The organism is Halorubrum saccharovorum DSM 1137 (assembly GCF_000337915.1).
In the GTDB taxonomy this organism is placed as follows: Archaea; Halobacteriota; Halobacteria; order Halobacteriales; family Haloferacaceae; genus Halorubrum; species Halorubrum saccharovorum.
In genome coordinates, this window is the sequence record NZ_AOJE01000020.1 from 1 (window position 1) to 15,060 (window position 15,060).

14 protein-coding genes are annotated in these 15,060 nt (G+C 50.1%); 8 read left to right on the top strand and 6 right to left on the bottom strand.

What is annotated here, in order from left to right; all coding sequences use genetic code 11:
- Positions 1-121: 121 nt before the first annotated feature.
- The 8 genes from C471_RS16240 (at position 122) to C471_RS06245 (ending at position 7,045) form a co-directional block, all read left to right on the top strand.
- The gene (locus tag C471_RS16240) at positions 122-898 is read left to right on the top strand and encodes a restriction endonuclease (protein ID WP_080505546.1); all 777 of its coding nucleotides are present in this window, start codon (positions 122-124) and stop codon (positions 896-898) included.
- A gap of 326 nt (positions 899-1,224) precedes the next feature.
- The gene (locus tag C471_RS06220; protein WP_049909037.1) at positions 1,225-1,407 is read left to right on the top strand and encodes a hypothetical protein; all 183 of its coding nucleotides are present in this window, start codon (positions 1,225-1,227) and stop codon (positions 1,405-1,407) included.
- Positions 1,400-2,065 (top strand): recombinase family protein, encoded by a 666-nt coding sequence (locus tag C471_RS06225; RefSeq protein ID WP_004047192.1) that lies wholly within the window; start codon positions 1,400-1,402, stop codon positions 2,063-2,065. Before C471_RS06220 ends, C471_RS06225 begins: the two co-directional genes overlap by 8 nt.
- 325 nt (positions 2,066-2,390) lie before the next feature.
- Positions 2,391-2,900 carry a hypothetical protein gene (locus C471_RS16885; RefSeq protein WP_152421826.1) on the top strand — a complete coding sequence of 170 codons (510 nt, stop codon included), beginning with the start codon at positions 2,391-2,393 and terminating at the stop codon, positions 2,898-2,900.
- Positions 2,901-2,958: 58 nt separating this feature from the next.
- Positions 2,959-3,255: a hypothetical protein gene (locus C471_RS06230; RefSeq protein ID WP_049909038.1), complete on the top strand. Its 297-nt coding sequence runs from the start codon at positions 2,959-2,961 to the stop codon at positions 3,253-3,255.
- Positions 3,256-3,404: 149 nt separating this feature from the next.
- Positions 3,405-4,001 (top strand): DUF3267 domain-containing protein, encoded by a 597-nt coding sequence (locus tag C471_RS06235; RefSeq protein WP_004047193.1) that lies wholly within the window; start codon positions 3,405-3,407, stop codon positions 3,999-4,001.
- A gap of 51 nt (positions 4,002-4,052) precedes the next feature.
- The gene (locus C471_RS06240; RefSeq protein ID WP_004047194.1) at positions 4,053-5,285 is read left to right on the top strand and encodes an AAA family ATPase; all 1,233 of its coding nucleotides are present in this window, start codon (positions 4,053-4,055) and stop codon (positions 5,283-5,285) included.
- The gene (locus C471_RS06245; protein WP_004047195.1) at positions 5,285-7,045 is read left to right on the top strand and encodes a 5-methylcytosine restriction system specificity protein McrC; all 1,761 of its coding nucleotides are present in this window, start codon (positions 5,285-5,287) and stop codon (positions 7,043-7,045) included. Before C471_RS06240 ends, C471_RS06245 begins: the two co-directional genes overlap by 1 nt.
- Before the next feature lie 8 nt (positions 7,046-7,053).
- Here the strand turns inward: C471_RS06245 and C471_RS06250 are convergent, their stop codons facing one another.
- The 6 genes from C471_RS06250 to C471_RS16250 all read right to left on the bottom strand — a co-directional run bounded on the left by C471_RS06250 (position 7,054) and on the right by C471_RS16250 (position 15,053).
- Positions 7,054-7,437 (bottom strand): hypothetical protein, encoded by a 384-nt coding sequence (locus tag C471_RS06250; protein ID WP_049909040.1) that lies wholly within the window; start codon positions 7,435-7,437, stop codon positions 7,054-7,056.
- Between the two features lie 76 nt (positions 7,438-7,513).
- Positions 7,514-7,915: a hypothetical protein gene (locus tag C471_RS06255; RefSeq protein WP_152421827.1), complete on the bottom strand. Its 402-nt coding sequence runs from the start codon at positions 7,913-7,915 to the stop codon at positions 7,514-7,516.
- 166 nt (positions 7,916-8,081) lie between these two features.
- The gene (locus C471_RS16245; RefSeq protein ID WP_160163127.1) at positions 8,082-8,495 is read right to left on the bottom strand and encodes an HNH endonuclease; all 414 of its coding nucleotides are present in this window, start codon (positions 8,493-8,495) and stop codon (positions 8,082-8,084) included.
- A gap of 150 nt (positions 8,496-8,645) precedes the next feature.
- Positions 8,646-11,315, bottom strand: coding sequence for a DUF1156 domain-containing protein (locus tag C471_RS06260; protein WP_004047198.1), 2,670 nt, complete (start codon positions 11,313-11,315; stop codon positions 8,646-8,648).
- Positions 11,316-11,500: 185 nt separating this feature from the next.
- Complete coding sequence (locus C471_RS16890) at positions 11,501-13,099, bottom strand: hypothetical protein (protein WP_152421828.1); 1,599 nt, start codon at positions 13,097-13,099, stop codon at positions 11,501-11,503.
- Entirely contained in the window at positions 13,092-15,053 is a 1,962-nt protein-coding gene (locus C471_RS16250; protein WP_080505549.1) for an AAA family ATPase, read from the bottom strand. Before C471_RS16250 ends, C471_RS16890 begins: the two co-directional genes overlap by 8 nt.
- Positions 15,054-15,060 lie beyond the last annotated feature (7 nt).

Here is a 15,060-nt window from a genome sequence, read left to right on the forward strand (position 1 = left end):
TCGATCCAGGCGATACGTTCGCTGAGGCGGTCGAATTCTGTCATAGACACTCAGAAATCGTCCGCCTCATCCTCTAACTTAACGCGACCCTCAAAACACCCCTTATCATGAAAAGGAACTAATCCAAGCGAAGAGATATCAAGAGGGCAATCGTGTCGGTGGACCTGAGGTTCAGCAGTACGCCTCATTACGGCATCAAGAGGATAACGTGGACAAGGTCGTGATTGTAACGACGAGTGGTTTTACCGATAGTGCCCTCTCTATTGCAAAGAGGGCAAATCTGAAACTCATCGACGGGGCAGGGCTTGCTCAACTGGTTAGTACACTTAATGCATCGGACTTAGTTGAAGATTATACATCCAAGGCTAGTGCCTCATCCGAAAGTAAAGTCCCGAAGACTACAGTTCAACAACCGGAGGAACAGCAGGGGGGTAATACAGTGGCGCTATCGGATACAAGCGAATCCTTATCTATGGAGATTGTTGGGATGGGTCCAATCGAAACAACGACCCAAGGAGGGATACTTCAAGACACTACCCATATCGACGGTATAATATTTGCATTAAAACTTTTCAACCATATTGATGCAGACAGTCTTATTGAAGATCTTAGTGCCTTTGATTTGATTGACGAGAGAGGGAACACGTATTCTCCGGCGAATCTTGGTGCAGGCCAGTTTGATGGAGTCTGGGAGAAACACGGTGGTAAGGGTAAGAGCCTTGATTTCAAAGTAATTGAACCGGGGTCACGAATGAAATACGCCATCGCGTTCAGTATCCCTGACCGCGCGAAGCTAGCTGAGTTGAGGTTTGACCGATACAATATCGAGATCCAATTCAATCACGAATCACGCAAGCGTATTCCTGAGCTACCTCCCGAATTAAAAGGGATGACTTGAGACGGTCGCAGTTTTGATTGCGCGGAAATGACCGTTTTTACGGTGTATTTCATATTAGATCGGGTCGGACCTTCATGCACAGTCAGCGCTATGCATCTTACATGGATCTCAAAACATCACTTGGAACTGGTAGGATTCTCGTTAGTCAATAAGCAGCTCTCATCTATTGGTTGTTTTCAGGTGAGAATCTGTCCAGGGAATAGAATTTCGACGGAGCCCGGTTAGCTTTTCGTGTGGAACTGATCCTGTAATGGCTCAGAAAGGTGAGTTTCTGATACACACCCAATTAGTACTAAGTGTATGGCTATGATTAGTACTAATTATCCATGCCCGAAACCACCGTCACGAAGACGACATCAAAGAGCAGTGACCGCGAGATCGTCCAGTATAGAATGACGGTTCCCAAAGGCCTCGCTGAGTCGTTCGACTTAGAGGGAAAGAAGCTCAACTGGGAAGTCGCGTCTGGCAACAAGTTCGAACTGACGATCGTGGACGATGATCATGAGTGAAACAGCCGTCGGCTACATCCGCCTCTCGCAAGACGGGAAGTCACTAGAGCGCCAACGCCGCGACGTCGAAGAGTATGCCGACGCAGAAGGATTCGATCTCGTAGAAGTGTACAACGAGGGCCGACACGCATCTGGCTTCGACGAGGACCGTCGGGAGTACCAAGCGCTGTTAGAGCAGGTCAGCAGCGGCGACGTCGGCGCAGTCGTCGTGCCGAACATGTCTCGCCTTTCACGCGACCGGAAAGAGCGCTTGCGGCTGCTCTTGGATCTTGACACGGCCGACGTGGAACTACACTCACACGAGCTTGGGCGCGCAGTTGATCTCGATGATGACTGGGAACTTGTACAGCAGTCGATCCAAGCGACCGCCGACGATGTCGGGAAGCGAAAAGAGATCGAGCGATCGAAGCGGGCGACTGAAGAGCGAATAGAAAGCGGGTTCGATCACGGCCGGCCACCGTTCGGTCTTCGATTCGACGACGCCGGCGAGTACTGGATACCCGGCGAGGATTTCGAGGACGCACTGGAAGTCATTTCGTGCCGAAAAGATGGCCTCTCGTGGCGAGAGATAGCCGGCGAGACCGGCGTGAATAAGGACACCGCACGGCGAGTTTGGGAAAGACGTGAGAGGTACCTAAAGGAAGTCGAAACTGCCTGAATCACAGCCCCCGTGAGGCGCTAAATAATCCTCGGAACACGCTCAAGCCGATGGTGGACGGGAAAGTGAAGCGCGGGTCATTGATGATCGTCGCACACGGCCACTCAGCGACATTGGTAACCAGTCACGGAACGACGCAGGGTAGTTCCAAGCTCAGGGAGAACACAGAAACAATGAAATCTGCAAAATCGGGGTATTGCGCAAAGATAAGATCTCAGATACTCGGGTAAAATCCGGCATTTGGTGCAATTATCTCGCGTATTGATCCCAAAAACCTTGATTTACTAGCCTTTTTAATTATATGGTTGTTGGATGTAAATGTAGTATGATCGGAACGGAGACTCAAGCTAGGCTACAACGACGTGCCCGAGAAGAGGGCGAAAGCACCGAAGAAATCATAGTTCGGTTACTCGATGAAACTGCGCCAAAAGTTGAACTCAAACAGGTTGTCGAAACTGCTATCGAGCAATACGGCCACGTGCCACAAGTCGCAGTTGAGCACCAGTCGTTAGAAGAACCGAGGGATCTCGTGATCCTGGTCTGGGGAGCAGATTGCGTCGAAGAAGGGCTCAATGCACTACCAGTAGATGCACAGGTCGTCATCAATACGAAGAACGGAACGATGCAGCTTCCAGTTGAGATGAGGGGGTTAGGGTATCTCCCTCCCAGCCGCGACAGTCGAATGAGGACAACCGTGTATCAGGAAGCTGATGACGAGGTACGCGTTGATATTGAGACGGGAGTTGAATACTTGGAGGAGAAGCTCCGGAATCCAGAAGTGTGGAAGGAAGAATGGTCCGGTAATTCGTTCGAACCATTCGAAGTCAAGCAGTAAACAGCCCGTCCCGCTATTTTGGTCAATCTATTTGACTTCTGAGCCTCATTCACCGTTCATGAGCGACGAAGACGATAGTGAGGCTGATGTTGACGGAGTAGTTGGTCAGTCATCTAGTGAATACTTAAAAATCGACGACAGCAAGCACGCCGAGGAGCGCCATCTCCAGTGCGATGTTGATGATTCTGGATCTAGTAATGACACCGCCGTCGGGAAAACTGAATACCCGGACAATATTGACCAGACGACGCAAGGACACCCTGACCAGGATGACATGGATATTATCGATGAGCCGGACCCGAACGCTGGGAAAATACCGTATCCCGACGAAGTCACAGACAAAAACAGTCAGTAGAATAAGCTTCTCAGTGGGCGTACCGTACTGAGCGGCTCGTAAGTATCTTTTATTAATCGTAGTCGGCCGGAATATGCCATCTGCTGAGATGCCTAACAGAGCCGCTACTTACCATCAATTTTGTTAGCACCCGATAACAAGTATTGTACATGTTGGATGTTGAAGAGTTCGAGAACAAAACCGAATATCATGAATATATCCCATCAGATCGGCTCGTAAGCGCCATCACATTACTGGTGATGGTTGTATTATTGTTCCCTGTTTTCCCGGGCTGGATAGAGTGGATCATGAGTTTCGACAGTGACTACGTAGGTCTTCTAACCACTCTTTCCGACGAAATCGTGTTTATCATCGCTGTAACACTCATTCACGAGTACATCCACTACGCCGTGGGGCGGGCACTCGACTATGAGCCAGATTTTGGAATCGCGCTGAAGAACACCTTTTGGCTGATCAAGGAACCGGCACCATACGTCGTGATAATTGAAGAGTTCGTGTCTCGTGACGAGAATATTCTGGTGCTGATAACCCCGTTTCTACTGATAAGTGGAACAGCACTCGCGGTCTTACTCGTGCCAACACCGGCCTGGGTAACGCACTACGCAGGCGCAGCGTTCGTGTTCAACACAGCCGGCTCGATGGGAGACGTATACAACTGCGCACAGCTACTTTCCCCCCCCCAAGACACTGAATTCGTTAACGTGGAAGATAACGGGATTCGGACCTTCTACAGCACAGCCGAGTGATTCACCGGGTTGAGATGGATTTTATAAGTACTGGGCTATACCTATCTGAAAATGGGTAATTCGTCGGACGATACGTACACGCTGGAAGATGCCGAGGGTGAGATCAACATCCTTCGGCGTGTTGAGGACGACGTCGTTGAAGCGATCGAGAACGCTGCCAGTGAGGAAGTCCTCCAGTACCTCATTGAGGAGCAAGAACTCGATATAGCCCACGACGGTAAACGCGGCCTCGGAAAGGTCCGGCAGGCAGTTTTGGAGTCGCGCCTCGCTTCGGATCGACTGAAGCGTCTCGTGAGCCTCCGTGGAGACGAGACTCCCGAGGACATACTCGTCCCTGAAGACGTCATGCGGAACGCTAAGGTCGCGCTTGAAGCCGGGAAACCTGTTGTACTCTACGGGCCGACAGGAACCGGGAAGACGACATTTGCGAAACAGCTGGCCCGAGAGACGGGTATCGGATACTCTCTCCACACTGCGACGCCCTCTTGGACGCCCTCAGACATTATCGGCGGGATTAGTCCCGACTACACCGGTGAATCGCTCAGCTATCGGACCAAACTTGGCTGTGTCTCGGAGGGCGTTCAGCGTGCTCGCCGGTTCGACGTCGAATACGGGGTTATCCTAGATGAAATCACTCGGGCCGACATCTCCAAAATCTTCGGGCCGCTCTACACCGCGATCGAAAACCCCCACCAGACAATTTTTGAGACCGATGAAGGGGAGACCATCGAACTAGACGAGCGGGTGAACATCATCTGTACGATGAACATGTCGGACCGGACGGTGAATGAGCTTGACAATGCGATCCCCCGCCGGTTCGCCATGATCGAGCTGGACGAGTACGAGGAGGACAAGCGACGACAGCTGTTCCAAGACTGGCTCGATACACACGTCTCCGGACAGACGGATATCGACGACGGCGAGTTGCTCCGCCTCTTTGAGCGTGACTACGAAGGAATCAACCACGGCAACGAATCCACCGCTCAGGGCGCAATCATGCGGTTCGGTCCGATGCACTACCGCGACGTCGCCGTCTTCGTCGGTGTCGCCTGCCGCGACGGGGGGGAGTACGAGTACGACCAGACTGATTCCGTCGGACAAGCCTTCCGGACGTACATCGTTCCCCGGCTGTTGAACTCCGCGGCGTTCCCGCAGGTGGAGCGTATCGCGGAACATTACCGGGCACTGAACGACGAGTTCGAGGAGTTTGACCTCTCTCCGGCGGCTGAGCTCGCCGAACGCGAGCTTGAACAGGAGCGACGCCAGATGGGTTCCTACGAGTAATGAGTAGCATCGACGAAGTCTACCAGTACGGGCGGGATACGTTCGACGTCCCAGAGCGGGGCGAAATTCGGATCGAGGACTGTCCGTCGTCCATCACTGATCAGCTTCGTCGCGCGTCCTTCACACAAGAGAGTCCCGGAGTATTCACAAAACACCAGGAGTCTCTTGACTCCGATCAGCAGTACGACGTCATCACGGTCACTGTGGAAGGTGACGACGGCGACGTCATCCATGTTTCTGCAACCGATATTGTTGGAGCGGTCAGTCTGACTCCGTCGTCGAAGGTGACGATCTCTCCGAAGATCGACTGGGGACCAATCTTCGATATGCTCCTGGCGGTGTACGACCAAAATCGATCCATCGATTACCACGGGATCCCGCTCCAAGACTTCCTCTCCGACGACATCGAACTTGACGACGTGCTCGTCGTAATGGCGATCAACTACCTAGAAGGACTGGAGACGATCCAGCGCAACGGATACATCCGAGACCTGATCCTCCGACGGACCAACAGCCTCGAAGGACGGGGTGAGATCGACGTCGAACAGACCCTCCTGAATCATGCCCGCGGAACCGTCGAACCGAACTGGATACGGAACGAGACGGAGTACGACAACGCCGCGAACTCGTTGCTTCACTACGCCGGGAAGACGTTGTTGCGATTGTTCCGACAAAACGCCTCAGAGTACGAGCATCCCGGGTACGATCGCATCTTCTCGGAAGTCCACCGCGAAGTCGAACGATTGGAGGGGATGGGCGTTGACAGCGGGCTGGGTCGTATCGACGAATATCGACGCATCACCCTCGGCGACCTTCCGAAACAACGCCAGTACTACCGGAAGGCGTTCGACGTCGCAAAGGCAGTATTGTCGTCGTCGCTCGGCCAACAGCTCAAGGATGGCCCCCGAGAGCTGGTCGTGGACTACGTACTGAACATGGAGTCACTGTTCGAGCAGTACTCCCAGGTAGTGATCGAGCGCGAACTCTCGTACATCAAATCGTACGACCACTTCGACTCGGTCGCCAACGTCACTCCCGCCAGATCGCCGTCGGTCAACCCGTTCGAGGGAGAGAACCAGATCTATCACGAGCCCGATCACGCCCTCCAAGAGGGTGAGGAGACGATCGCTGTCCTTGACTCCAAGTACTACGCGGAGGGACACGACCCGGTCAAGGAGTCACCGTCACGGTCCCGGCTGTTCAGCTACGCCTACCTCCTTCACGCCGACAGGCTCGCGTTCCTGTGTCCGTTGCTCGAACCGCGACGCCGACGTGTGACACAGACGGGCGCAGAATTGGAGATCGTCTCACCAACAGGAGACTTCTCGCTGGAAAAGTACGACGAGGTCGTCCACGAGTATCTTCATAGTGTTCTCGAAGAGATCCACTCCGAGCTTGAGCCCTTCCGCGCCATCGCGGAGAACGAGCTCTGTCTGGATGGTGTGAACGAGAGCGATCTGAGTAAAGCCGCAGACGTGAACGGGCCGTTCGCATTTCAGAATCCCCAGGATTTCTCGCTCAAGGTTGTGAAAGCGGCTGCGGACGAGTACTCGTACAACGTGCGGAACCGATACCATCTGGAGCAGGACGGAGATTGGACGCGTGACCAGATCGAGACCCGGTGTGGAAGGCGCAACGAGTACACGTGGACCTGTCTGCCCGTATTCTACGAGGAGGGGGGACGAGACTGGATCGACCTATACTTCCTCAAACGGGATACTGGAGAAGTTGAGAAAGAAGGGCCGTTGAAGCTCTTATGAGAGGAGTCTCAGAAGGGCGTAACGAGCCAGTCTCCACTCTCTTTCCGTTCGAGTTGTGGCCCGAACACGTCCTGTAAGGAGTGAAGTTCGTCATCGTAGCGGAGATCGTACGTTTTTCCCTGCCGATGGAACGATCCTTCGACGACAAACTGGACCGTCGGGTTCTGGTACTCCAAGTCATTCGCGCGCCGATCCATCGCGTCAGCGAGTTCGGCACGAAGATCGTCGTCCGAGAGCGCCTCTTCGAGTCCGACTATAGAGACTTCCGTGGGGACGTCGTCGTTTCGAAGGCGCTCAATAAACTCCTCGATCGGCATCCGGTGGTCGAAGGTATCGTACGCATCTTCGATGACGAGATTGTATCGTCCGGGGATCCGTCCAGGGCCAGCCATTAGTTGAATCACAGTTTCACAGGATAAAAAACGGGATGCTGTCTCCCGGTTATCCAGCAAGTTCGGTTGAGATGGATCACACCACGATATAGATCAAGTCTGGCCGGAAGAACAGCAATCCTCCCACTCCCATCACCATCAGTGATTTCGGATCTGCGTACCGAAAATTGTCGATCGAGGCATTGAACGCGATCATGCCGGCGATCAGGATGAGACCAATTCGCTGACCGGCGATGAAGTTTTGAGTAATAGCTGAGACTTCAGCTCCGATTAGGCCCTCGCCATACTTGATGAACAACCCGAGAAAGAACGTGGTAAGGAAGAACGGGAGTGCTTCGATCTTCCCCGCAAACTGATCTCCGGACCACGCTGTCTTTGTGTATCGGTCACCACTCTCAAAAATCAGGCCACTGATTGAAGCTCCTATGAGACCATAGATGAACGCTTCCATCAGATTAGCCGATAATTGTTCGACCATCTAATCCCGTAATTCACAGAGAATACATAAGAACCCCTACGGAAGAACAGGTTCTAATTTTCTCTCTACTTATGGGAATACTCCGTTCTGTTATCCAAAAATAGAGTTGAATCGGTACCCCATTATTCGCCCCACTATCTTGAACCCAAATACTGTCGCGTCTCGTTCAGAACTCGGAGAGCCCTCTTTGTGAATCGTCATCGGTGAAATCCTGTCCGATGAACTTCATGGACTCAACCTTTGAGATGGCTTTTACCGTGAGCTCGTCCGGACCAACTTCGTTAAGTCGCATATTCAACGCGTTCCGCTCCGCCTCAGAAAGCATCAGTTCCTCCCGATCCGCGAGATCGAGGATGCGAAGTTGGGCATCCAGAGACCGAGACTCAAGTTCGCTATGGCATGATCGACACAACGAAACCAGATTCACTGGGAGGTGCGCATCGTACTCGTCAGGTACACGGGAATCTGGAACAAGATGATGGACGCTTAGTCGCACGTCTCCTTCTGCTTCCTCACAACGGCGACACCGCCCTGCGTCCCTGTTTCGAACCGAGAGAGAAATCTCCTCGAATCGTTGCATTCGATCTTGGTGGGAATCATCAGACATACATCCTGCTACCGTCGGGGACGTTTTGGATTTATCCCTGTACCGACATGGTCCGAGACCGGGACCGCATGAAAATGGAGATACCTCATGAGGGATTCGTGGATTCTCTTGGATCGAGGTGTTTCAGTAGCTCGTGATATCCCGATCGCCGAGTACGCGAGTGTAAGTGTCGTCGCCGGTCACGTCCGCTAGCCGGCCGGCAAGCTCGCGGAGGTCGTCATCAACGCCCCACTTCTCCACGTAGTTCTGGACGGACTGGCCCTTCTCGTAGCGGTAGCGGAGGAATTGAAGTTTATCAAGATTTGAGAGATGTTTGTCACCGTTACCGTTGGTCCGCTCTTGGATGTACGCCTGGCGCTTCTCGTTGTCCCACGTGCCGATCTCGAAGCCGTCGTCGGTGTTGTACAGGCACATCTCCTTGAGGTCCTCAGGCGCGGCGTTGGTGCCGCGACAGAGCTTGTTCACATCATCGAACGAGGGGTCTGGACTATCGAGCAGATCGATGAACACGTCTTCGACACCGATGTCGCTGGCCTCCTGGATGATGCCGTAAATCTCCTGAACGACCTCCTTCGCGGACATAATCTCACCATCGCGCTGTACCTTCCCGTGGTGCTTGGAGTACTCGCGGAAACATGCACCCATCTCCATCACGCCGATATCGCCACGGGAGAGTTTGCGGTTCTCTTCAAGTTGCTTCCGGGTACGGCGGGCTGTGCGGTAGATGTCACGCCGAAGAGATTTCCAGGAAGCGGATTCAGTGTCATCGATTGGGCGGGCGACAACGACAATATCAAAGGATACAGCTTCGCCCTGAATGAACTTGTTCAGGTCTGATGAGATGGGATACGTAGCTGTTACCTCAAAGCCGGTCTCGCAGAGGGACTCTAGTAATTCACCCCAAGATTCCGAGTCAGAGTGGTGATACGTGAAAGCCAGTAACCCGTCAGACTTGAGATGGTAGTGAATATTCTCAAACGCCTGTCCCAGCTCAGACTCAAAATCCTCTGCTGTTTTCCCGTGGAACGGATTTGTGACAATACTATCTGCGCGAGGTGTTTTTTTATCATCGAACCCCGGATAATCACCTTCTAGCAGAATTTTCTGCCAAACGTAGAAGTAGTCAGCAACTTCAGAATACATAACATTATCATAGTACGGAGGATCGGTAATTACTGCGTCAAATTCGCTTTCTCCGAAATCAATTGTTCTAGCATCACCCAAGTTTAGAGTGTGATTTCCACCAATCTCTTTGGAAAATGGCTCTGACTCCTTTGTCTCTCCATCGTCAATATAACGTTCAGTGGGATTTGAGGCGTACTCTACAGCACTGAAGACTTTGTCCATCGTGTTAGAGAAAGTCCCCCGTCCGAATTTGGTACCCCATAGATTGTTCTCAACGAAATCTGTCTGAGGAACGAACGAATTCATTCTAAATGTGCCTTCGATCTTGTTAGCGTTTAGATTGTAGATGGAAAAGGTACTATTGAACATCAAGCTGTCAGAGAAGCCCAGAAGCAACAGTTCCTTGAGATTGCTGTCCGACACATTCTGATCAATTGAGCGTAGAAGTGTACTCAGACCGAACAGCTGTCGATCGGTGAACATATCCTGCCAATTTGCATATCCATGGTCAAAGATGGGATTTCTTTCTGAAGGAATGTGCCCCTCAGGAATTTGCTCGGAAGGGGCATAGGAATGGAGATCTTCGTTGGTTTCCCACGCCTCTTTAGCTTCATTAAAAAGCTGGATATCAGCATCTTCTGCCTTTTTATATCCCTTGTACAGACTTCTATCTTCATCTGCATCTTCGCAGTGTTCACAGTAATACTCTAAAGCGTAGAGTCGCGTTTCATACCCTCCCTGTTCCTGAATCGCATCAGTAATCGCGTACTTCTGGCCACAGTCGGGACAGTTGTAATTCCCCCCCCGCGAAACGTTCCCCTCCTTCGGAACGAACCCATGCCCGCAGTCGTTACAGACGCTCTCTGACTGCCAATCGTCCACCAGCGTCACCGTGCCGCAACCGGGACAGAGAACATTGTACTTGTCGCCGTTCTCGTAGCGTCCCTTCGCTACGCGATAGTCTTTGAACAGCGGGACTGTATGCCCACACGACACACAATCTAATTCCTTTACCCAGAAGTTGTACATCACGTCCGCGTCGTGCTCACCATCACAGTTCGGACAGGGCGTCTTGTAGTATCGCGTGATCTCGTCGGCGACATCCTCCTTCACTTGCTTGAAGGCCTCTTCAAGCTCCCCGACATCTGTCTGTCCAGCTTCGAGTTGCTTTTTTGTGACGAACCACGCAACCGGGTTCAGATCATTGCCGATAACCTCTGCGCCGAACCGTGACGCCTCAACGAGAGATGTGCCGCCACCCATGAACGGGTCAAGAATCTTCTTGTCTTCAACACGGACGTCCTTCGGATAGAGCTCCCAGAGGCTCTCTGGGTCCGTCATATCTACACCGTTGAGGAGCGACGCGATATCGAGGTCAGACCCGCTATCGTCGTCTCCGTAGGCCGCGAGCGTACTACCCTTGTGACCTGGTTCGTAGACAGAGACCTTCTCTGGATCGTCAAGTAGTGTGTAGAGTGAGATTGCACGGAAGACGCAGCCGAGTCGGCGCGCCCACCACTTGTGCATCGTGTAGATCGGGCGATAGTGCATCTTTGCTCGGCCTTCTTTCGCGGCGATCTCGTTCACGCGCTCGATCGGGAACCCGCGTTCAATGGGGAGTTCCGTACGCTCGTGTTTCTCCTGCGGGGGCCCGGATTGCTCAGACATGATTCAGTGTATAGAAAGAATTACTCAGGGCCCTCATAAATGTGGGTTCTCAGCTACTGAATCAGCAGAGCCGACAACTCCTTACTAGCACATGGGTCTAGGAAAGATTATTTTATCTGTCACTCAGAATACAATTGATTGATACTACGGCGATCTCAGAGAATTCACATAGAGTACAACATTAATCAAATAATTCGCTCTGGTTTCTGCTCAAACCCAAGTATATTAATCCCGTCTGGTCCATTCCCCTCTATAACGCCTTTGTGCCCAACAAAATAACCCAATTCTACTTCTTCCGATCCGATGATCGACGGATCATTAGCGAGGAATGGTTTATCAGATTTAGAAACTAATTCGGCATCTTCGCCGACCTTTACAAAGGCACCATATTCCAAAAGCTGCTGAATGCCGCTACGAAGATATTCGATACTAGTTGAGTGCTTAACCTCGCCAACAAGGATTCGCTCGATTTGAGGAGTCTCACTGTTGGTTGCAAGCTTTATTAAAACAATATCTGGAGTTTTTTTATCCGGATTATATCCAAACACTGTCGTCTCAAGTCGATAGCGGTTACTCAGGACGTTCCGTATTCGTAGATTCAAATCCTCTCGTTCAGAACGGCTATTGTTACTTTGATCCCCTTCCTCATCATCTTCAGGCAAGAGATCTTCTACAGTTGGGATGTCGAATCGCAGATATTCCTTGTCATTATATTTACCATCCCAGTCATTGAATAGGAGATAGGTTGCGTCGTCTTCTTTCCATTTAGCAATGAGATTCTCATCCGAAGCCATAGTGAATAGACTACGCTTTGAGTCATTGTGGGTGTCTAATATTCTCAGTATCCAATACATTTCGTATAGTGTGGACACCGCTTCATCGTTATCTGGTGGCTGAATAATCCTTGAATCTAAGAGCCTTTTAGCCAGATCTTCATCCAAATCTTCCCTGACTAATTGTCGGTACATTGCTAATAACTCTGCAGCCTCTCGATATAGTGGCGTCCGGTCACCTCGGACTTGGTGTATTTCAGCATCAGAGATGCTGATAGATACCCTATCCAAATTGGAAAGTTGAGTTCGACTGAGAGTCGTATCAATAATTGACCGGAGATTGATCGGCTCACGTTCTCTTTGCCCTGGATGCTCTAATTCACCGCCAACCGCAGACTGGGTTTCAATTTCCTCAATAGGAATACGATCCTCTTCTTTGAGCCATGGATAAAACCATTGAGGTGCCCTATTTCTGTCTATTCGCTTGTCAAACCGGGTGTATATGTTTTTAATTGTGTATAGGAGTTCGACAAGAATCTTGTTTCGAGCAGATCTTATAGTGGGTTGCTGGATTTGGACAGCAAATGTTTGTCCCCGAAAATCTCCAGTCAGACATCGGTTCTTAATGGTCTCATTCCAGTCAATGTGACCCGGAGCTTGCCCTTGATAAATCTCAGTTTTTTGTTTGGTTTCGGGATCAAGTGAACGCGATCTCAATTTAAGTAGAGATACAAAGTCACGTACTCCAATTGAACTACCGTGAATATCCGTAATAGGTGTGTTTTTAATTTCATAATTTGACCTAGATGGTTTATTCAATGGAATCTCTACTCCAGTAAGTAAAAAGTAGTATTCCAACAGCTCTGTTATTCCGTCTATGTTGATGTTTGGGGTGAAATTATCTAGTGCCGGTTTAATCGAGATCCCCTCTCCTATGTAACCGACGAGATACTCAGCAATATCAGCAACAAGCTCATCTCGATCCGGTTTTTGAAACGAGTTATCAGACATTACTCAACATTTGCTTAGCAGTACGATTTGGAACTTCCTTGGAGAACTGAGACATTCCAGAACTATTGGCTTCTATTCGTCCATGTAGTTGATTTATTATATCAGTCGCGGTTCCAATTGGCACACCCTCAAGTTGAGGCAGAATATGTGCTGCAAATGCGTTACCGTAGTCCAACTCGCCTGACGCATTTAATTCGGAGAGGGTATGCTGGAGTGTATCCTTGATTAAGCCTGGTCCAATCGTGAGGTCTGCTTCGTATCCGTCATCGTTAAGCAGAACTTCCCACAAAATACTCAGATCCTTGTAAACTTGTTCAGCAGGTTCTGAGACGTCATCATCAATGCCAGCCTCAGGCCAAATCTCGGCTTCGGAATCGGGAATATCAACATCGTCCCAACAATCAATATATCGCTCAACAATTTCAGATGAGATCTGGTCAGCATCAGGTACTGGAACAGAAATAAAGGCGAACCGTCGCATAAACGCATATCCCATTCTGTAGAGTGAGGATTTATCAACCGTGTTCATTGTCGCAAGTAGACGCCAGTCAGCAGGAATATAATAATTATACGAAGTGATCGGGGTTGACTCAAGTGAAGCAGGGTTACCATAGAGCATCACTTGGTATCCCCCAATATCAAACGAGAGTGATATATTTCTCTTAGTAAGTGCTGAAAAAAGAGAACCGAAAGCCTTCGCAATATCAGCGCGATTTAACTCATCAAGAACTAACCATTCGTTTTTTGATTCGGGGACAGACGGATCAAGCAATCGTTGTAAAAATACACCTGGTTTGAATTCCAGTTGACCGTCTGATTTAGGTCGATATCCACCAATTGTATCGAAAGTTGACCAGTCAGCGGTTGCTGTGGCTATCGTATAATTATCAGACACGTAGTGTCTACAGATATATTCGGCAAGCGCTGTTTTTCCTGATCCGGGCGGTCCAGTTATGATAACATGTTTTCCTGATCGTATTGCATCGTCAATCTGGGCAGTTACTGGTCGCTCATTTTCTTTCTGGGGGAAGTATAGTCCATCTGGTTGGGAAGGACTAGAGGTTGAATCGATCAGATTATCAACATTATCCCAAGTTCCGTTAGAATGTTGTGGGCCGACCGTATCTGTTTCAGGAGACTCAACAACGGTGGACTCCGATTTCGAACGTTCCAGATCTTTCCACGTTTCTTCGATCTGCTTTAGTCGATCATCAAATACATCCGTTAGTGTATTTCCAGCGCCTGAGTCTTTTTTGAGATCTTCATTACACTTGGATTGTACCGTTTCAAGTTTCACATTTTCGTCTTCTGCGACAGCTTCCTGAGCAAATTTACGCCGTTCACTGATTGAGTGTTTTTCACTATTATATTCTTCAAGAAATTGTACAACTGTTTCCTCGATTTTATAGTGTTTGCTTGCTGAATTTTTCCACTTTTTGGGAAAATGATCATCTATTATTGATCTGATTTGTGTTCGTTTGTACCTCTCAATAAGGGCGTCATCCAATGAGTCAGGCCTTGCGGCTAGCGCTACTTCTGTACGTGGCGTTTTTTTCAATCTACGTTTTTGTCTCCCAACACCGTCTCTAAGTGCTTTGTCCAGTGTAGATTCTTTAATCTGTATCGTCTGGGAGTACGAGAACTCTTGCTGCAGATATGCATCCCAAATAGCAAAAACGTCTTTTTGATCGTTATAACCTGCAAGCAAAACGAAAGACTCCACATTTGTATCCAACTTTCCGTCTCCTTCTGGTTCAATTGGTTGGACATTAAATTCGCCTTCTCGTGTGGAATGGGTAAGGCTGAGGAGGAAGGTTCGAATCTTCTCAGGCAACGGCTGTTTTAGCTCTACTTCGAATGGTACATCTGGACTACCAGTGTCTACAATATACGAATCTAGGGCCTGAACAAAAGCCGTATGACGCTCTTCAATTGGAACGCGCCCATCTGACATAATGAAA